The following is an 18,420-nucleotide window of genomic DNA, read 5'->3' on the forward strand; positions in this document are numbered from 1 at the left end:
TCGCCGGCGTGGGTCCCTTTTACGACGGCTTTATAGCACACGCGGCGGCGACGGCGGCGCGGCGTGTAAAAAGCGGCTCATCATAGAGGGGGCCCGCAATGGCGGCAAGCGCCCGGCCCGGCGGCACGCGCAACGTCGCGCGAAGCCGCCTGGCCGGGGCGCGGTTTACGCCTCGACGTTCAGGATATTGCGCAATTTCGGTGCGTGCGGCGCGCCGGGTACCGCGCTCAGGTCGGACAGCATCCGTTCGACGATCGCCGCATGCGGCAGCACCGTGCCGAAGAAGCGCGCGGTGTTCGCATCCTCGATCAGGATCGTCGGGAAATTCTCGACGTCGAGATCGTCGAGCCGGTCGGCATGGGTTTCGATGTCGATCCACGCGAAGCAGGCGTCGGGATGGGCGTCGGCGAGCTGGTCAAAGGCCGTCCGGTAGTCGCGGCAGGTTCCGCACCACTCGGCGCACAGGCAGGCGACCAGCAGCGTGTCGGGATCGGCGAGGCGCTCGGCGATCCGATCGGCATCGGTGTCGAGATTCAGCGCGGGCATGGAATTCCTTGGGTAACGTCGACGGCATGGCCGCCCCTATTCGGGGGAATGTAGCACGCCGGACCGGGGCGGGGTGGGCGCCGCGTCAAGCCGTGCGAAGCGTCCGCCGGCCACGCTCGCGACGCGGCCGGCCAGTTCGAGCGCGAGTAGCGCGCTATGCAGCACGTCGTCGGACAGGCCGCTGTGCTCGGCGAGCCACTCGTAGGTAACGGGGCCGTATCCCAGTGCGGCCAGCACGGATCGTTCGGCTGGGGTATCGGGCGGTGCGCCTTCGCTTGCGGCGGCCCCGGCGGCCGCAACGGCGGAGCCGGCCTTCGCGGCAGGCTCGCCCATGCGTTGCCCCGCGGTGCCGGCTGCGTCGGCGTTATCGGGGCTCGATCCCGAATGCTGGGCGATGTGAGCAGCCGCTTCGCCCAGCCCGTATTCCTCGAGCACGTCAAGCGGCGCAGCGGTGAGCTTCGCGCCGTCGCGGATCAGCGCGTGGCAGCCCTGCGCGAGCGGCGCGTGGATCGAGCCCGGCATCGCGAACACGTCGCGGCCGAGCTCGTTCGCGAGCCGCGCGGTGATCAGCGAGCCGGAGCGCGGCGCGGCTTCGACGACGAGCGCGCCCAGCGCGAGTGCGGCGATCAGCCGATTGCGCTGCGGGAAATGCGACGCTCGCGCGGGCGTGCCGAGCGGCCATTCGGACACGATCGCGCCACGCGCGGCGATCTCGTGCGCGAGCGTGCGGTGCCGCGCCGGATAGACGAGGTCGGCGCCCGTCGCGATCACTGCGATCGTGCTGGCGCGGCCGGCGAGCCCGCCGCGATGCGCGGCGCCGTCGATGCCGAGCGCGAGGCCCGAGACGATCGCGAGCCCCGCATCGGACAGCGCATGCGCGAAACGCGTTGCGTCGGCGAGCCCTTGCGGCGTCGCGTGGCGGCTGCCGACGACGGCGAGCCCCCGTGCGTGCAGCAGGTCGAGCCTGCCCTTTACATATAGCAGCGGCGGCGGATCGTGCAGGTCGCGCAGCCGCGGCGGATAGACCGGATCGTTGAGCGTGACGATCGCGTTGCCCGGTGCATCGAGCCACGCGAGCGCGGCGTCGGTGCGCGCGTCGAGGTCGTGCCGCTCGCTGGCGCGCACCGCCCGCGCGGCGGCCGCGCTGCTCGCCGCGCAGATGGCCTCGTCGGATGCGCGCAGCAGCGCCGCCGGCGCGCCGAATGCGTCGAGCAGCGCGTGCAGCACGGCAGGCGGGAGGCCCGGCGCATGCGCGAGCTGCAGCCACGCGCGCAGCGCGGAAGGGGTCAGCGCTTGCGGCGACATGAGGTTCCCCTCGAATGCGACGGCCAGCGGACAGCGTGGCGCCATGATAAAATTTTCATCATCCGAAATACTCGACAGGGCCGCGCGCCACCGGCGTCCGGCCATTTGCAGGAGGCATGACCTGCGGCATTGATATGCCGCGCGTCCGCCTCATCTTCATTGCATCCCGGCAGTGGCGCCAGCCGGCCGGATGGCCGATGCGGCCCGCCGCTCCACCGAATACCGAACACCATGGCATTGCTGAACATTCTTCATTACCCCGACAAGCGGCTGCACAAGGTCGCCAAGCCCGTCGCCAAGGTCGACGACCGGATCCGCAAGCTCGTCGCCGACATGGCCGAGACCATGTACGCAGCGCCGGGCATCGGCCTCGCGGCGACGCAGGTCGACGTGCACGAGCGCGTGATCGTGATCGACATCTCCGAGGAGAAGAACGAGCTGCGCGCGTTCATCAATCCCGAGATCATCTGGTCGAGCGACGAGAAGCAGATCTACGAGGAGGGCTGCCTGTCGGTGCCCGGGATCTACGACGAGGTCGAGCGCCCGGACCACGTGCGCGTGCGTGCGCTCAACGAGCAGGGCGAGACCTTCGAGCTCGACTGCGAGGGCCTGCTGGCCGTGTGCGTGCAGCACGAGATGGATCACCTGATGGGGCGCGTGTTCGTCGAATACCTGTCGCCGCTGAAGCAGACGCGCATCAAGACGAAGATGAAGAAACTCGAACGCGCGATGTGACGCGTATTCGCCAAGCCCGCTCCCGAACGCTTTCATGACCCATACGTTGCGCGTGATTTTTGCCGGCACGCCGGAATTCGCCGCGGCCGCACTCGCCGCGATCCACGAGGCCGGTTTTCCGGTGCCGCTCGTGTTGACCCAGCCCGATCGCCCTGCCGGACGCGGGATGAAACTGCAGGCGAGCGCCGTGAAGCGCTATGCCGTCGAGCACGCGATGCCCGTCGCGCAGCCGCCGTCGCTGCGCCGCGCGGGCAAGTACCCGGCGGAGGCGGCCGACGCGATCGAGCTACTGCGCACGACCCCGCACGACGTGATGGTGGTCGCCGCGTACGGCCTGCTGCTGCCGCAGGAGGTGCTCGACATTCCGCGCGCCGGCTGCATCAACATCCATGCGTCGCTGCTGCCGCGCTGGCGCGGCGCCGCGCCGATCCACCGCGCGATCGAGGCCGGTGATGCCGAGACTGGCGTCACGTTGATGCAGATGGACGTCGGCCTCGACACCGGCGCGATGATCGAGGAAGCGCGCGTCGCGATCGCGCCCGACGATACGACCGCCACCCTGCACGACCGGCTGGCCGCCGACGGCGCGCGTCTGATCGTCGACGCGTTGGTACGGCTCGAGCGCGACGGCGCGCTGCCCGCCACCCCGCAGCCGGCCGCCGGCGTGACCTATGCGGAAAAGATCGGCAAGCACGAGGCGGCGCTCGACTGGCGCAAGCCGGCCGACGTGCTCGCGCGCCAGGTGCGCGCGTTCGACCCGTTCCCGGGTGGCGTCGCGACGCTCGACGGCGCGGCCATCAAGCTTTGGGCGGCCGAGCCCGTGGCGGCGCGCGGCGACGCGGCGCCCGGCACGATCGTCGACGCTGCGCCGGAAGGCGTGATCGTCGCGTGCGGCAGCGGCGCGCTGCGCGTCACGCAACTGCAGAAGCCGGGCGGCAAGCGGTTGCCCGCGCGCGAATTCCTGGCCGGCTCGCCGCTCGCCGCAGGCCAGCGCTTCGCGATGCCCGAGGGGGCCTGAGCGTCATTCGACCCGACCTGCCGGCCGCGCGCAATCGGCCGAATGGCCGAGTCGCACGGCGCGGCAGGCGCGCGTAGAATTTCCCTGCGCAGTTCGGTTTCGAGGTCTTCATGTTTGGCATCACCCATTTCGGCTTCTTCGTGTTCGCGGTGTTCCTGCTGAACATCACGCCCGGCCCCGACACGGCCTATATCGTCGGCCGCAGCGTCGCCCAGGGGCGCGGCGCGGGGCTGATGTCGGCGTTCGGCATTTCGGCCGGCTGCTGCGTTCACGCGCTCGCATGCGCATTCGGCCTGACCGCGTTGCTCGCGGCATCGGCCACCGCGTTCACGGTGAGCAAGCTGGTCGGCGCCGCCTACCTGATCTACCTCGGCGTGCGGATGATCATCGCGAGGCAGGCCGCCGAGCCGTCGGGCGCTCAAGCCGCGCAGGGCACGGCCGCAAAGCCGCTGCGCCAGCTGTTCATGCAGGGCTTCTGGACCAACGTGCTGAATCCGAAGGTCGTGCTGTTCTTCGTGTCGTTCTTCCCGCAGTTCGTATCGGCCGACAGTCCGCACAAGGCTTGGGCCTTCCTGACCCTCGGCGCGGTATTCGTTGCGATGAGCACGGTGTGGACCAGCCTCGTCGCGTGGGTCGCGGGCAGCGTCACGCAGCGCTTTTCCGGCAAGCCGGGCGTGAAGAAGTGGCTCGACCGTACGGTCGGCAGCGCTTTCGTCGGCCTGGGCCTTCGTCTTGCAACATCGCAACGCTGAGATTGAATTTTTCGCGCAAGACCTTATCTAACAAATCGCTTACAATTTTCCGCCGCGCCCTTTGATGCGCGACGGGTCCCCTGACGGATAAGGAGTGGGTATGTTCAATTGGGTCAAAACGGCGATGCTGATGGCCGGGATCACGGCCCTGTTCATCGTGATCGGCGGCATGATCGGCGGCACCCGCGGCATGACGATCGCGCTGCTGTTCGCGCTCGCCATGAATTTCTTCTCGTACTGGTTCTCCGACAAGATGGTGCTGCGCATGTACAACGCGCAGGAAGTCGACGAGAACACGGCGCCGCAGTTCTACCGGATGGTGCGCGAGCTTGCCACGCGCGCGAACCTGCCGATGCCGCGCGTCTACCTGATCAACGAGGATGCGCCGAACGCGTTCGCCACGGGCCGCAACCCGGAGCACGCGGCAGTCGCCGCGACCACAGGCATCCTGCGCGTGCTGTCCGAGCGCGAGATGCGCGGCGTGATGGCGCACGAGCTCGCGCACGTGAAGCACCGCGACATCCTGATCTCGACGATCACCGCGACGATGGCCGGCGCGATCTCGGCACTGGCCAACTTCGCGATGTTCTTCGGTGGCCGCGATGAAAACGGCCGTCCGGCCAACCCGATCGCGGGGATTGCGGTCGCGCTGCTCGCGCCGATCGCCGGCGCGCTGATCCAGATGGCGATCTCGCGGGCGCGCGAATTCGAGGCCGATCGCGGCGGCGCGCAGATCTCCGGCGATCCGCAGTCGCTCGCCACCGCGCTCGACAAGATCCATCGCTATGCGGCGGGCATCCCGTTCCAGGCGGCCGAAGCGCACCCGGCCACCGCGCAGATGATGATCATGAACCCGCTGCACGGCGGCGGCCTGCAGAACCTGTTCTCCACGCACCCGGCGACCGAGGAGCGCATCGCGCGCCTGATGGAGATGGCGCGCACCGGCCGCTTCGACTAACTCGCGTCGCATTCGCACCTCGCCCCGCACGCCTCGCGCTGCGGGGCGTTTCATTTGTGCGTCCGGTAAAGGGGCCGCATGGCCTCACGCTACAATGCGCGGTTTGGAATCGCGGCGGCCGCGCACGGCCGCAGGGTTCCCGCCGCTCGCGGCGCCCGTTTGCCGATTTTGCTCCGATGACACGAACCCGTTCCTCCGCTCCGTCTTCTTCCGGCCGCCCCGCGCGCCTGTCCGCGCTGCGTCTCGCGCCCGATTCGCTCGGCTTCGCGCTCGACGCGGCCGCGCAGGCAGTCGATGCGGTGCGGCGCGGCACCGCGCTGCCGGCGGCACTGGCCGCGGTGTTCGCGCAGATGCCGGCCGACGCGCAGGCGCTGGCGCGCGGCGCGACGCAGGACGTCGCTTACCGGACGATGCGGCGCCTCGGCAGCGCGGACTGGCTGATCGGCCGGCTCGTCAGCAAGGCGCCGCCCGCGCACGTGCAGGCGGTACTTGCCGCCGCGCTCGCGCTGCTGCTCGATCCGGAGGAGACGGCCGCGTATCCGGCGTTCACGATCGTCGACCAGGCCGTGACCGTGATCGGCGCGCGGCGCGAATTCGCGTTTGCGAAGGGGCTGGTGAACGCGGTGCTGCGCCGTTTCCAGCGTGAGCGCGACGCGCTCGTCGCGGCGCTGCGGGACGATCCGGTCGCCCGCTGGAACTACCGTCCGTGGTGGATCGATGCGGTGAAGCGCGCGTGGCCGGACGCATGGCAGGCGATCCTCGCGGCCGGCGAGCGCCAGGGGCCGCTGACGCTGCGCGTGAATGCGCGCCGGGCGAGCGTCGACGCGTATCTCGACACGCTGCGCGCGAACGGGATCGACGCGACCGCGATCGGCCGCCATGCGGTGCGGCTCGCATCGGCGCTGCCGGTCGATCGCATTCCGGGCTTCGCCGACGGCGTCGTGTCGGTGCAGGATGCCGGCGCGCAGCTCGCCGCCGAATGGCTCGGCGCGCGTGACGGTATGCGCGTGCTCGACGCATGCGCGGCACCGGGCGGCAAGACCGGCCATATCCTCGAGCTGGCCGGCGCAGAGGTCGTTGCGCTCGAAAGCGACGCGACCCGTGCGGCGCGCATCGGCGAGAACCTCGCGCGCCTGTCGCTCGCGGCGGACGTGCGCGTCGGCGATGCCGGCGCACCGGAGGCGTGGTACGACGGCCGGCCGTTCGACCGCATCCTCGCCGACGTGCCGTGCTCGGCGTCGGGCATCGTGCGCCGTCACCCCGACATTCGCTGGCTGCGCCGCGAAGCCGACATCGCGGCACTCGTCGCGGAACAGCGCCGCATCCTGACGGCGTTGTGGCCGCTCGTGAAACCGGGCGGCGAACTGCTCTACGTGACCTGTTCGATCTTTCCCGAGGAGGGCGAATTGCAGGCCCGCTGGTTTGAAGCGGCCTGTGAAGATGCGGTACGATTGGACGCGCCCGGCCAACTGCTGCCCGGCGGCGTGCCCGCCGGAGCGGCCGGCGCACTCGACCAGACCACCGATCACGACGGATTTTTCTACGCGCGGTTTCAGAAACGGTGACGATCAAACACCTTTTTTCACTTCGGCTTGCGGCCGTCCTGCTGGTCGCATTGGCGCTGTGCCTGACTGTCGTTCGGCCGGCGCGCGCCGCCGAGTCGATCGCCGTGCAGCGCGCGTCGCTGCAGGCTGACGGAAGCGGCTGGAGCCTCGATGCCCGCTTCGATTTCGAGCTGAACCCGAACCTCGAGGATGCCGTCAACAAAGGCATCCCGCTGTACTTCACGACCGACTTCGAACTGAGCCGCGCGCGCTGGTACTGGTTCGACGAGCAGCCAGTGTCGGTGTCGCAGACGATCCGCCTGTCGTTCCAGCCGCTCACGCGCGAGTACCGCGTGTCGACGGGCGGGCTGCAACTCGGCTTCCCGTCGCTGAAGGACGCGCTCGCGGTCGTCCGGCACATCACGTCGTGGCACGTGATCGATCGCAACCAGGTGCGGGCCGGCGAAACCTACATGGCCTCGGTGCGCATGCAGCTCGATACGGCGCTGATGCCGAAGCCGTTCCAGGTCGACGCGGTGAACAACCGCGACTGGACGCTCGGCTCGGACTGGAAGCGCTTCAACTTCACGGTGACCGAACGTGCTAAATAAAGTGCGCCGTGCGGCCAGCGGGAAGAGCCTCCTCGTTCGCGTCATCGTAGCGACCGTCGCGCTCACCGCGCTGCTGCTGCTCGTGCTGCTCGCGGCCGCGAGTGCGAACACCGAGTTCTTCGATCGCTACTACTCGTGGCTGTACGCGATGAACATCATCGTCGCGCTCGTGTTCCTGCTGGTGGTGCTCGGGCTGATCGGGATGATCGTCGTGCGCCTGCGGAAGGGCAAGTTCGGCACGCGGCTGCTCGCGAAGCTCGCGGTGTTCTTCGCGCTCGTCGGCGTGGTGCCGGGCGGGATCATCTACATCGTGTCGTACCAGTTTGTGTCGCGCAGCATCGAGTCGTGGTTCGACGTGAACGTCGAAACCGCGCTGACGGCCGGCCTGAACCTCGGCCGCGGAATGCTCGACGCGTCGCTGTCCGACCTGCAGACGAAGGCGCGCCTGATGTCCGACCAGCTCGCGAGCGTCGATGCGAACACCAACGGCACGACGCTCACGCTCCTGCGCCTGCGCGACCAGTTCGGCGTGCAGGACGCGACGATCGTCGAGCCGAGCCGCGGCGGCTCGGGTGCGGCGCCCGACCTGCACATCGTTGCGCAGGCATCGGGCAATTTCGCCGTGCTGATTCCGGACGACCTGCCCACGCCGCTGATGCTGAGCCAGGCGCGCGAGCATGGCGCGTACGCGGCGATCGAGGGCGAAGTCGACGGCGACCCGCGCGCGCACGGCGCGAAGGGCGCGTTGCGGCTGCGCGTCGTGCGGCCCATTCCCGACGCGACGACGTCGCTGCTGCAGCCGGCGGAACGCTTCCTGCAGCTCACGCAGCCGGTGCCGCCCACGCTCGCGCACAACGCCGACGCGGTGCAGCGCGCGTATCGCGAGTACCAGGAAAAAGCGCTCGGCCGCACCGGGCTGCGCAAGATGTACATCGGCACGCTGACGCTCGCGCTGTTCCTCGCGACCTTCATCGCGATGATGCTCGCGCTCGCGCTCGGCCAGCAGCTCGCGCGGCCGCTGTTCCTGCTCGCGCAGGGCACGAAGGAGATCACCGAAGGCGACTACACGCCGAAGCGCGAGATCAAGTCGCGCGACGAGCTCGGCTTCCTCACGCAGTCGTTCAACGCGATGACGCGCCAGCTGTCCGAGGCGCGGCTCGCGGTCGAGAAGAACCGGATCGCGCTCGAGCATTCGAAAACATATCTCGAAAGCATCCTCGCGAACCTGACCGCCGGCGTGTTCGTGCTCGACCGCCAGTTCCGACTGACGACGGCCAACCGCGGCGCCGAGCGGATCTTCCGGCAGCCGTTCGGCGCGATGATCGGCACGGCGCTCGACCGGATCGACGTCGTCGCGGAATTCGGCGCGATGGTGCGCAAGGCATTCGCCGATCGCGAGGCGGCTTCCGACGGCGCGAGCGGCGATCGCGGCCACTGGCAGCAGCAGTTCGCGGTCGAAGTGCCGGGCGAAGCCGATCCGCTGACCTTGCTCGTGCGCGGCACGCGCCTCGTGTCGACGGTCGAGGGCGAAGCCGACGATCCGCAGACGTCCGGCTACGTGGTCGTGTTCGACGACATCTCCGACGTGATTTCCGCGCAGCGTTCGGTCGCATGGGGCGAGGTCGCGCGGCGGCTCGCGCACGAGATCAAGAACCCGCTGACGCCGATCCAGCTGTCGGCCGAACGGCTGCAGATGAAGCTGTCCGACAAGCTCGCGCCGCCCGATGCGGACGTGCTCAAGCGCGGCGCGACGATGATCGTCAATCAGGTGGCCGCGATGAAGCGGATGGTCGACGACTTCCGCGAATATGCGCGCACGCCGCCGGCTGTGCTCGGCAACCTGCAGTTGAACGAACTGGCGAGCGAGGTGCTCGGGCTGTATGGTGTCGGCGAAGGCAAGAGCCCGATCGTCGCCGAGCTCGCGCCGTCGCTGCCGGTGATTCGCGGCGACGCGACGCAACTGCGCCAGGTGATTCACAACCTGCTGCAGAATGCGCAGGATTCGGTGGCGGAAGTCGCGCAACCGCGTGTGTTGATCGAAACCAAGACAGTAGAATATGGCGATCCCGACGCCGAGGGCAAAACGCGCGTCGCGGTACGTCTTACCGTGTCCGACAACGGGCCCGGTTTTCCGGCACGCATCCTGACGCGTGCGTTCGAGCCTTACGTGACGACGAAGGCGAAGGGCACGGGGCTCGGATTGGCCATGGTCAAGAAAATCGTCGACGAGCACGGCGCGCGGATCGATCTGCGCAATCGCATGCACGGCGAGACCGTCGAGGGTGCGCAGGTGTCGATCCTGTTCCTGCAGATGGCGAGCGATACGCCAGGCGCCGAACCCGGCGCGCAGGTCGGGACGGCTCCCGCTAAGACAAAAGCAAGTGTGCAGACAAAGGCAGCGTAAATGGCAACCATCCTGGTGGTAGATGATGAAATGGGCATCCGGGAATTGCTCTCGGAAATCCTCAGCGATGAAGGACATGTCGTCGAGGCGGCGGAGAACGCGCAGGCCGCGCGGGAATACCGTCTGAATCAGGCGCCCGATCTCGTGCTGCTCGATATCTGGATGCCCGATACCGACGGCGTCACGTTGCTCAAGGAGTGGGCGGCGCAGGGCCTGTTGACGATGCCCGTGATCATGATGTCCGGGCACGCGACGATCGATACGGCCGTCGAGGCAACGAAGATCGGCGCGCTCGATTTCCTCGAGAAGCCGATCGCGCTGCAGAAGCTGCTGAAGTCGGTCGAGCACGGTCTCGTGCGCGGCGCGGCACCGGTGTCCGTCAACGCGGCGGCGAAGGCCGGCGTCGGCCAGGCTTCGGGCCCGGCGGCGGTCGCGTCCGCGGCCGCGCTGCCGACGCTCGGCGACGACATGGCCGCGGCCCTGGGCCTCGCGGGCCAGACGGCCGCGATTCCGTTCGACATCCCGTTGCGGGAAGCGCGCGATGCGTTCGAGCGCGCGTACTTCGAATATCACCTCGCGCGCGAGAACGGCAGCATGACGCGCGTCGCGGAGAAGACGGGCCTCGAGCGCACGCACCTGTATCGCAAGCTCAAGCAGTTGGGCGTCGAGCTCGGCAAGAAGCCGTCGGAAGGCGCCGCGTAAAATATTTTGCGAAAACTACTTGCGCAAAGTAACAGGGCTGGATATACTTTCTCTTCTTCGTTGGCCCGGTAGCTCAGTTGGTAGAGCAGCGGATTGAAAATCCGCGTGTCGATGGTTCGATTCCGTCCCAGGCCACCAGCAGTTCCAACCCCAAGAATCGGAAGGTTCTTGGGGTTTTTCGTTTGTGGTGGGTTTGGCGGCATCGGTGGTGCGGCCGGCAGCATTCGCCGGAGCGTGATAAAATCCGTGCCCGCTCAATGACTTAGCGCATCGCTTCAGGCGCACGGCAGGGCTGCCCGCAGGCGCCGCCGTGACGCGCGGCACCGATGCCGCGCGATGGGCGGTATAAGCGCTCCGCCGCGTTCGCGCACAACCGCGCTGCCTATACTGGTCGAGCCGGCGCAGGCCGGCACGTGTCGGGCCGCCCGGCGGCAGCCGGCCCCGGGGTGCAGCGCGACGCGAGCCTATACATTCACGGAGTATCACGGTGATTCGGACAGACGCTAAAGACGGCGCGCTCGTGCTGTTTTCCGGCGGGCAGGACTCGGCCACGTGCGTGGCCTGGGCCCTGGAACGCTATCAGACGGTCGAGACGCTCGGCTTCGATTACGGCCAGCGCCACCGCGTCGAACTCGAATGTCGCGAAGGCGTGCGCGACGCGCTGAAGCATCGGTTTCCCGCCTGGGCCGGCCGCCTCGGCGACGATCACATGATCGACCTGTCGGTGCTCGGCGCGATCAGCGATACCGCGATGACGCGCACGATCGAGATCGAGACCACGGCGAATGGCTTGCCGAACACGTTCGTGCCGGGCCGCAACCTGCTGTTCATGACGATCGCGGCCGCGATCGCCTATCGCCGTGGGCTGCGCGTGCTGGTCGGCGGGATGTGCGAGACCGATTTCTCGGGCTACCCCGACTGCCGCGACGATACGATGAAGGCGCTGCAGGTCGCGCTGAACCTCGGGATGGACACGCGCATCGTGCTCGAGACGCCGCTGATGTGGCTCGACAAGGCGCAGACCTGGCAGCTCGCCGAACAGCTCGGCGGCGACGCGCTCGTCGAGCTGATCCGCGTCGAGACGCACACGTGCTACGTGGGCGAGCGCGCGGAACTGCACGACTGGGGCTTCGGCTGCGGCGAATGCCCGGCCTGCAAGCTGCGCAAGCGCGGCTACGAGGCCTACCTGAAGGGCGAGCGGGTGACCGAAGCGCCGCTGTGACGCGGTGCGCCGGCGGCGCTTGATGAATAACGGATTCTGATCGACAACGAGCGGCGCGAGCCGGACGAAGCACGATGACTTACGCGGTCAAGGAAATTTTCTACACGTTGCAGGGCGAGGGCGCGAACGCGGGCCGTCCGGCCGTGTTCTGCCGGTTCGCCGGCTGCAATCTGTGGTCGGGCCGCGAAGAGGATCGTGCGGAGGCCGTGTGCCGCTTCTGCGATACGGACTTCGTCGGCACCGACGGCGAGAACGGCGGCAAGTTCAAGGACGCCGAAGCGCTCGTCGCGACGATCGCCGGCCTGTGGCCGGACGGCGAAGCGCACCGCTTCGTCGTCTGCACGGGCGGCGAGCCGATGCTGCAGCTCGACCAGCCGCTCGTCGACGCGCTGCACGCGGCGGGCTTCGAAATCGCGATCGAGACCAATGGCTCGCTGCCGGTGCTCGAGACGATCGACTGGATCTGCGTGAGCCCGAAGGCCGACGCGCCGCTCGTCGTCACGAAGGGCAACGAGCTGAAGGTCGTGATCCCGCAGGACAACCAGCGGCTTGCCGACTACGCGAAGCTCGATTTCGAGTATTTTCTCGTGCAGCCGATGGACGGCCCGTCGCGCGATCTCAACACGAAGCTCGCGATCGACTGGTGCAAGCGGCATCCGCAGTGGCGGCTGTCGATGCAGACCCACAAATACCTGAACATTCCCTGAGCCACGGCCTTTGACATCGTGCTGATTACCCGAAAACTCGAATTCGACGCGGGCCACCGCATTCCCGATCACCGCAGCCAGTGCCGGAATCTGCACGGCCATCGCTACGTGCTCGAAGTCACGCTGCGCGGCGATCTCGTCGATACCGAGGGGGCGCCGGACCGCGGCATGGTGATGGATTTTGCCGACGTGAAGGCGCTCGCGGTCGAGCATCTCGTCAACAAGTGGGACCACGCGTTCCTGGTCTACGCGCGCGACGAAGTCGTGCGCTCGTTCCTCGAGCAGATGGCCGACCACAAGACGGTCGTGCTCGACCGGATCCCGACGGTCGAGAACCTCGCGGCGATCGCATTCGACATCCTCGCGAACGTGTACGACGCGCACTACGGCGTGAACCTGCGGCTGGAGCGCGTGCGCCTGTACGAAACGCCGAACTGCTGGGCCGACGTCGAGCGCGATCCCGCCCGCTGACGCGTCATTGCCGGGCCGAGCGTGCGCTCGGCGGCCGGCCGCCGCTCGCCCGCAGCCGATCGCCTGAAGCCGGTCGCTTGCAGCCGGCCCCCCCCACAGCCGGTCGCCCGCAGCCGGTCGCCCGCAGCCGGTCGCCCGCCACGCGGTGCCCGACCGGGCCCGCTTCACCTGTCTCCCCACATTTCGCCCGACGGCGCGCTATGATCGTTGCGTGGCGCAGCCTGCGCGCCCGCGATCGGGCTGCTGCCGTCCGGCCGTCCCCCGTTGCCTGTTCCGTTCGATTGCCTGTCCGCCAGGAGGCCGTATCGATGAGCACGCTCACCAATTCCCTCAAAGAACGTCTGCACGACGGCGACGAGCCGCTGTACGGCCTGTGGCTGTCGCTCGGCTGCGATTCGGCGGCTGAAGCGCTCGCGCACGCCGGCTACGATTGGCTCTGCATCGACATGGAGCATGCGCCGAACGACAGCCGGGACGTCGCGTCGCAACTGCGCGCGCTGGCCGCCGCGCACCTGCCGAGCGAGCCTGTCGTGCGGGTGCCGGGGCGCGAGCCGTGGCTCGTGAAGCGCGCACTCGACGCCGGCGCGCGCACGCTGATGTTCCCGTGCATCGAGACGGCCGACGAGGCCGCGCACGCGGTGCGGCTCACGCGCTTCCCGTCGCCGGATTCCCCGGACGGGCTGCGCGGCGTGGCCGGCATGGTGCGCGCGGCAGCGTTCGGCATGCGCCGCGATTACCTGCAGACGGCGAACGCCCAGATTGCGGTGATCGTGCAGATCGAATCGGCGCGCGGCATCGACGAAGTCGAGCGGATCGCCGCGACGCCGGGCGTCGACTGCCTGTATGTCGGCCCGGCCGATCTGGCGGCGAGCCTCGGGCATCTCGGCGACAGCCGCCACCCGGATGTCGAGACCGCGATGGCGCGCGTGCTCGCGGCCGGCAAGCAGGCCGGCGTCGCGGTCGGCATCTTCGCGAGCGATACGGCCATCGCGCGCCAGTATCGCGAGGCCGGCTACCGGATGATCACGCTGTCGGCCGACGTGACCTGGCTGCTGCGCGCGACGCGCCAGGCGCTGCAGGAGATGCGGTCATGAACGACGATGAGGGAGCGGGACGCGCGCGGCGTGCGACCGGTGCGTGCGGGCGACTCGGTGCGATGCTCGGGCTGTGGGTCGTGTGCGTTGCGGCGTCGGCGCAGAATGCGCCGCACGCAAAACCGGATCCGGCACACGAGACGCAGGCGGCGGTGGCCGCCTACAACGCCGGCGACTATCGCGCGGCGCTGGTGCAGTTCCACGACGCAGCCGAACGCGGCGACCGGCTCGCGCAGTTCAACTACGCGATGATGCTGCTCACCGGCGTCGGCGTGACCGCGAAGGTCGACGAAGGGCTGCGCTGGCTGAAGCGGGCGGCCGACGCGAACATGTCGCATGCGCAGTACGTGTACGGACGGATGTTCGACGACGGCGAATTCGTCGCGCGCAATCCGGCCGAAGCGCACCGCTGGTTCCTGCGCGCGGCGAAGCAGGGGCACGTGCAGGCCGCGCTGTCGCTGGCGAACCAGTTCCTCGACGGGCGCGGCACGCCGCGCGACAACCGGCAGGCGTTCGCGTGGTACAAGCAGGCGGCCGACGCGGGCGAGCCGACCGCGCAGTACGTGACCGCGTCGTTCTACGAGCGCGGCGGCGACGGCGTCACGCAGAACCTGAACATCGCGCGCGCGTACTATGCGGCCGCGGCCGCGCAGGGCGACGAGACGGCCGAGCTGAAATTCAAGGAGCTGAGCGCGCGACTGAAGACGCAGGAGCCGGCATCGGGCGCCGGTGCGGACCACGCGAGCCCGCGCGCGACGCCGCAGTGACGGGCGGTATCGGCTGAATTCGGCCGGCCCAACGAAAAACGGCGCCCGCGGCGCCGTTTTCCTTTGCTGCGACTGCTTGCAGCCGCGTGCCACGCCGCAGCGTCAGCTCTTCATCAACCGCCGCTGTCGCCCGACGCTCATGATCATCCCGATCGCGACGCCGAGCGTCGCCAGCGCGGTGCCGCCATAGCTCATGAACGGCAACGGCACGCCGACGACGGGCAGCACGCCGCTCACCATCCCGATGTTGACGAACGCGTAGACGAAGAACGCGAGCGTGAGCGAGCCCGCGAGCAGCCGGCCGAACAGCGTCGCGCCCTGCGCGGCGATGTAGAGCCCGCGCGCGATCAGCGCCATGTACAGCGTCAGCAGCACGAGGCCGCCGACGAGCCCCCATTCTTCCGAGAACACCGCGAAGATGAAGTCGGTGTGCTTCTCCGGAATGAATTCGAGGTGGGCCTGCGTGCCCTTCAGGTAGCCCTTGCCGAGTGCGCCGCCCGAGCCGATCGCGATCACGGCCTGGATCGTGTGGAAGCCCTTGCCGAGCGGGTCGGAGGTCGGATCGAGCAGCGTGCACACGCGGTGCTTCTGGTAGTCGTGCATCAGCGGCCACTGCACTTCGGGCTGGCAGATGCGATCCTCGAACACGGCGATCGAGCCGACTGCGATCACGCCCGCGACCAGCACCGGCACGATCAGCTTGAACGACAGGCCGGCGAGGTAGATCACGAAGAAGCCGGCCGCGAACACGAGCAGGCCGGTGCCGAGGTCGGGCTGCTTCGCGATCAGGCCGACCGGCACGAGCAGGATCCCGAACGCGACGACGAAGTCGTACCAGCGCAGCCCGCCTTCGCGGCGCTGGTAGTACCACGCGAGCATCAGCGGTGTCGCGATCTTGAGGATTTCGGACGGCTGGATCACGACGCCGACGTTCAGCCAGCGTTTCGCGCCTTTCTTGGTCATCCCGAACAGCGCGACCGCGACCAGCAGCGCGACCCCGAATGTGTATAGCGGGACCGCGAAGCGCATCAGCGTCGTCGGCGGGATGTTGGCGATCACCCACATCAGCACGAACGTCAGCAGGATGTTGCGCAATTGGTCCTCGACGCGGCCCGGCATGTCGATCGCCGCGCTGTACAGCGTGACGATGCCGACGCACAGCAGCAGGAACACGATGAGGGCGAGCGGGCGGTCGAAACCCGCGAACATCTGCTTGATCTTGTCGAGCCAGGCGCGCTTGTCGAATTGCATGCCTTTCTCCGTTAATGAGCGGTGCCGGCGTTCACCGCTTTCGCGGTGGCCGAGGCACGGAAGTTGTCGTCGCGCGGCGCGGTGGCGACCGGTTGTGCGCCGCTCGCGGGCCGGTGCGGCCGGTGCGGGCGCCGGATCGGCGGCAGGCTCGCGGCCATCGGCGCCGCGGCGCTCGCGTCGGACGGCTGCGCCGCGCTCGACGCGTCGGGTGCCGACGCGGCGTCCGCCGCACTCGCCGCACTTGCCGCACTCGGCACGACCGGCTGCGGCAGCGCGGTGAAGCCGGCCGCGACGGCGGCGGGCTTCGATGCGTCGCCGACCACGGGCGCGCTCACCGGCTCGGTCGCCGACGCGGCGGCGGCCACGGCCGCGGCTTCGTTGTTCGGGTTCTGACGTTCGACGAGGTAGTAGTCGAGCACGCGGCGCGCGATCGGGCCCGCGGCCTGCGCGCCCCAGCCGCCGTTTTCGACGACCAGCGCGACGGCGATCTGCGGATGATCGACCGGCGCGTACGCGATGAACAGCGCGTGGTCGCGCAGGTGCTCGGCGAGCAGATGGCCCTTGTAGTTCGAGCCCTGCAGCGAGAACACCTGCGCGGTACCGGTCTTGCCGGCGGCGAGGTACGACGCACCGCGGAACACCTTGTACGCGGTGCCGGACGGATTCTCGATCACGTTTTCCATCCCGCGCTTCACGACGTCGATGTCGCCCTGCTTGAGCGGAATCACTTCGCTTTCCTTCGGCACGGTCAGGTGGCGCGCGCGCGAGATCGGATCCTCGACTTCCTTCACGAGGTGAGGCTTCATCACGACGCCGTTGTTCGCGAGCGTCGCGGTGGCGTGCGCGAGCTGCAGGATCGTGTACGAGTTGTAGCCCTGGCCGATCCCGAGGCTGATCGTCTCGCCGTCGAACCACTTCTGCTGCGCGGCCTTCTTGAACGCCTTCTTCTTCCAGTCGGTCGACGGCAGGATCCCGCGCGCCTCGCCCTGAATGTCGATGCCGGTGATCTGGCCGAAGCCGAACGGCTTCATGAAGTTCGCGATCGCGTTCACGCCGAGGTCGCGCGCGAGCATGTAGAAGTAGGTGTCGTTCGACACCATGATCGCCTTGTTCATGTCGACCCAGCCCTGGCCCGAGCGCACGTCGTTGCGGAACGTGTGGCCGCCGAACGTGAAGTAGCCGGGATCCTGGAAGCCCCAGCCCGGCGTGCGCTTGCCGAGCGTCAGGCCGGCCAGCGCCATGAACGGCTTGTACGTCGAGCCGGGCGGGTAGGTGCCGTGCAGCGGCCGGTTCAGCAGCGGTTTGTCGGGCGAGTTGTTCAGCTCGTCCCAGGTCTGCTGGTCGATGCCGTCGACGAACGAGTTCGGGTCGAAGCTCGGCGACGACACGAACGCGAGCACGTCGCCCGTCTTCGGCTCGATCGCGACGAGCGCGCCGCGCTTGCCGGCGAACGCCTGCTCGGCGACCTGCTGCAGCCCGATGTCGAGCGACAGCACCAGGTTGTTGCCGGGCGTCGCCTGCGTGCGCGACAGCGTGCGCACGGGCCGGCCGCCGGCCGTCACCTCGACTTCCTCGAAGCCCGTGAGGCCATGCAGGTCGGCTTCGTAGCTCTGCTCGACGCCGATCTTGCCGATGTAGTCGGTGCCCTTGTAGTTGTTCGCGTCGCGGCGCGGATCGTAATGTTCCTGGTCGCTGTCGTTCTCGTCGCTCATCGCATCGATGCGATCCTGGTCGCGCTTCGAGATCCGGCCGATGTAGCCGATCACGTGCGCGGCCGTCATGCCGAGCGGGTACTGGCGGAACAGCCGCGCGCGCACGTCGACGCCGGGAAAGCGGAAGCGCTGCGCGGTGAAGCGCGCGACTTCCGCGTCGGTGAGGCGTGTGCGGATCGGCAGGCTCTCGAAGTTCTTCGAGTCTTCCTGCAGCTTCTTGAAGCGGCGGCGGTCGCGCGCGTCGATCGGGATGATCTCGGACAGCTTGTCGATCGTGTTGTCGAGCGTGTCGTCGAGCTTCGACGGCGTGATCTCGAGCGTGTACGCCGAATAGTTCTTCGCGAGGACCACGCCGTTGCGGTCGGTGATGATCCCGCGGTTCGGCACGATCGGCGCGACCGAGATGCGGTTTTCCTCGGCCTGCAGCGCGTATTTGCCGTGCTGCATCAGCTGCAGGTAGAAGAAGCGGCTCGCGAGCAGCCCGAAGCAGACGAACACGAACACGCCCGCCGCCGCGACGCGCAGGCGGAACTTCGAGAGCTGCTGTTGGGTGTCGTTGAATTCGGTCATGCGGTTACATTTGATCCGGCCCATGCACGGCGAGCGCGCGCGGGCGAGGGG

At 68.5% G+C, this 18,420-nt stretch carries 17 protein-coding genes and 1 tRNA gene; 14 read left to right on the forward strand and 4 right to left on the reverse strand.

Features of this window, described 5'->3' with window-relative positions; translation table 11 throughout:
• Positions 1-165: 165 nt before the first annotated feature.
• Both ABIC50_RS33655 and dprA read right to left on the reverse strand, forming a co-directional pair.
• A complete protein-coding gene (locus tag ABIC50_RS33655) occupies positions 166-546 on the reverse strand; it encodes a thioredoxin family protein (protein ID WP_006750078.1) in 381 nt (126 codons plus the stop codon).
• Between the two features lie 36 nt (positions 547-582).
• A complete protein-coding gene (gene dprA / locus ABIC50_RS33660; RefSeq protein ID WP_354169183.1) occupies positions 583-1,896 on the reverse strand; it encodes a DNA-processing protein DprA in 1,314 nt (437 codons plus the stop codon).
• Between the two features lie 186 nt (positions 1,897-2,082).
• On the opposite strand from dprA, the gene def reads away from it, so the two are divergent.
• The 14 genes from def (at position 2,083) to ABIC50_RS33730 (ending at position 14,836) form a co-directional block, all read left to right on the forward strand.
• Positions 2,083-2,586, forward strand: coding sequence for a peptide deformylase (gene def, locus ABIC50_RS33665; RefSeq protein WP_012365002.1), 504 nt, complete (start codon positions 2,083-2,085; stop codon positions 2,584-2,586).
• A 34-nt stretch (positions 2,587-2,620) separates the two neighbouring features.
• Positions 2,621-3,604 (forward strand): methionyl-tRNA formyltransferase, encoded by a 984-nt coding sequence (fmt, locus tag ABIC50_RS33670; RefSeq protein WP_354169186.1) that lies wholly within the window; start codon positions 2,621-2,623, stop codon positions 3,602-3,604.
• A gap of 110 nt (positions 3,605-3,714) precedes the next feature.
• Positions 3,715-4,356: a LysE family translocator gene (locus tag ABIC50_RS33675; RefSeq protein ID WP_354169189.1), complete on the forward strand. Its 642-nt coding sequence runs from the start codon at positions 3,715-3,717 to the stop codon at positions 4,354-4,356.
• Positions 4,357-4,456: 100 nt separating this feature from the next.
• Positions 4,457-5,314 carry a zinc metalloprotease HtpX gene (gene htpX, locus ABIC50_RS33680; RefSeq protein WP_006750073.1) on the forward strand — a complete coding sequence of 286 codons (858 nt, stop codon included), beginning with the start codon at positions 4,457-4,459 and terminating at the stop codon, positions 5,312-5,314.
• Positions 5,315-5,490: 176 nt separating this feature from the next.
• Positions 5,491-6,879 carry a 16S rRNA (cytosine(967)-C(5))-methyltransferase RsmB gene (gene rsmB, locus ABIC50_RS33685; protein ID WP_354169191.1) on the forward strand — a complete coding sequence of 463 codons (1,389 nt, stop codon included), beginning with the start codon at positions 5,491-5,493 and terminating at the stop codon, positions 6,877-6,879.
• A complete protein-coding gene (locus tag ABIC50_RS33690) occupies positions 6,876-7,469 on the forward strand; it encodes a DUF4390 domain-containing protein (protein ID WP_354169194.1) in 594 nt (197 codons plus the stop codon). The genes rsmB and ABIC50_RS33690 overlap by 4 nt, the downstream gene beginning before the upstream one ends.
• The gene (gene esaS, locus ABIC50_RS33695) at positions 7,459-9,873 is read left to right on the forward strand and encodes a sensor histidine kinase EsaS (RefSeq protein ID WP_175657120.1); all 2,415 of its coding nucleotides are present in this window, start codon (positions 7,459-7,461) and stop codon (positions 9,871-9,873) included. Before ABIC50_RS33690 ends, esaS begins: the two co-directional genes overlap by 11 nt.
• On the forward strand, positions 9,874-10,575 hold the full coding sequence (gene esaR, locus ABIC50_RS33700; protein WP_011658230.1) for a response regulator transcription factor EsaR: 702 nt from the start codon (positions 9,874-9,876) through the stop codon (positions 10,573-10,575).
• Positions 10,576-10,637: 62 nt separating this feature from the next.
• A tRNA-Phe gene (locus ABIC50_RS33705) sits at positions 10,638-10,713 on the forward strand.
• A 349-nt stretch (positions 10,714-11,062) separates the two neighbouring features.
• Entirely contained in the window at positions 11,063-11,797 is a 735-nt protein-coding gene (queC, locus tag ABIC50_RS33710; protein ID WP_011658229.1) for a 7-cyano-7-deazaguanine synthase QueC, read from the forward strand.
• Positions 11,798-11,871: 74 nt separating this feature from the next.
• A complete protein-coding gene (gene queE / locus ABIC50_RS33715; RefSeq protein WP_006755430.1) occupies positions 11,872-12,504 on the forward strand; it encodes a 7-carboxy-7-deazaguanine synthase in 633 nt (210 codons plus the stop codon).
• Positions 12,505-12,522: 18 nt separating this feature from the next.
• Positions 12,523-12,975: a 6-carboxytetrahydropterin synthase QueD gene (gene queD / locus ABIC50_RS33720; RefSeq protein WP_006755431.1), complete on the forward strand. Its 453-nt coding sequence runs from the start codon at positions 12,523-12,525 to the stop codon at positions 12,973-12,975.
• A gap of 308 nt (positions 12,976-13,283) precedes the next feature.
• Positions 13,284-14,069, forward strand: coding sequence for an HpcH/HpaI aldolase family protein (locus tag ABIC50_RS33725; RefSeq protein ID WP_354169197.1), 786 nt, complete (start codon positions 13,284-13,286; stop codon positions 14,067-14,069).
• Positions 14,066-14,836 (forward strand): tetratricopeptide repeat protein, encoded by a 771-nt coding sequence (locus ABIC50_RS33730; protein ID WP_354169200.1) that lies wholly within the window; start codon positions 14,066-14,068, stop codon positions 14,834-14,836. The genes ABIC50_RS33725 and ABIC50_RS33730 overlap by 4 nt, the downstream gene beginning before the upstream one ends.
• A 102-nt stretch (positions 14,837-14,938) precedes the next feature.
• Here the strand turns inward: ABIC50_RS33730 and rodA are convergent, their stop codons facing one another.
• Both rodA and mrdA read right to left on the reverse strand, forming a co-directional pair.
• On the reverse strand, positions 14,939-16,087 hold the full coding sequence (gene rodA / locus ABIC50_RS33735; RefSeq protein ID WP_354169203.1) for a rod shape-determining protein RodA: 1,149 nt from the start codon (positions 16,085-16,087) through the stop codon (positions 14,939-14,941).
• Positions 16,088-16,098: 11 nt separating this feature from the next.
• On the reverse strand, positions 16,099-18,369 hold the full coding sequence (gene mrdA, locus ABIC50_RS33740; protein WP_175670159.1) for a penicillin-binding protein 2: 2,271 nt from the start codon (positions 18,367-18,369) through the stop codon (positions 16,099-16,101).
• Positions 18,370-18,420: the final 51 nt, after the last annotated feature.

The sequence above is a fragment of the Burkholderia sp. 567 genome, assembly GCF_040545115.1.
Lineage (GTDB): Bacteria > Pseudomonadota > Gammaproteobacteria > Burkholderiales > Burkholderiaceae > Burkholderia > Burkholderia ambifaria.

What these genes read in the sequence shown, in the direction of transcription:
- ABIC50_RS33655 (WP_006750078.1), bottom strand. Translation starts at nt 546, where the DNA reads ATGCCCGCGCTGAATCTCGACACCGATGCCGATCGGATCGCCGAGCGC.
- dprA (WP_354169183.1), bottom strand. Translation starts at nt 1,896, where the DNA reads ATGGCGCCACGCTGTCCGCTGGCCGTCGCATTCGAGGGGAACCTCATG.
- def (WP_012365002.1), top strand. Translation starts at nt 2,083, where the DNA reads ATGGCATTGCTGAACATTCTTCATTACCCCGACAAGCGGCTGCACAAG.
- fmt (WP_354169186.1), top strand. Translation starts at nt 2,621, where the DNA reads ATGACCCATACGTTGCGCGTGATTTTTGCCGGCACGCCGGAATTCGCC.
- ABIC50_RS33675 (WP_354169189.1), top strand. Translation starts at nt 3,715, where the DNA reads ATGTTTGGCATCACCCATTTCGGCTTCTTCGTGTTCGCGGTGTTCCTG.
- htpX (WP_006750073.1), top strand. Translation starts at nt 4,457, where the DNA reads ATGTTCAATTGGGTCAAAACGGCGATGCTGATGGCCGGGATCACGGCC.
- rsmB (WP_354169191.1), top strand. Translation starts at nt 5,491, where the DNA reads ATGACACGAACCCGTTCCTCCGCTCCGTCTTCTTCCGGCCGCCCCGCG.
- esaR (WP_011658230.1), top strand. Translation starts at nt 9,874, where the DNA reads ATGGCAACCATCCTGGTGGTAGATGATGAAATGGGCATCCGGGAATTG.
- queE (WP_006755430.1), top strand. Translation starts at nt 11,872, where the DNA reads ATGACTTACGCGGTCAAGGAAATTTTCTACACGTTGCAGGGCGAGGGC.
- ABIC50_RS33725 (WP_354169197.1), top strand. Translation starts at nt 13,284, where the DNA reads ATGAGCACGCTCACCAATTCCCTCAAAGAACGTCTGCACGACGGCGAC.
- ABIC50_RS33730 (WP_354169200.1), top strand. Translation starts at nt 14,066, where the DNA reads ATGAACGACGATGAGGGAGCGGGACGCGCGCGGCGTGCGACCGGTGCG.
- rodA (WP_354169203.1), bottom strand. Translation starts at nt 16,087, where the DNA reads ATGCAATTCGACAAGCGCGCCTGGCTCGACAAGATCAAGCAGATGTTC.
- mrdA (WP_175670159.1), bottom strand. Translation starts at nt 18,369, where the DNA reads ATGACCGAATTCAACGACACCCAACAGCAGCTCTCGAAGTTCCGCCTG.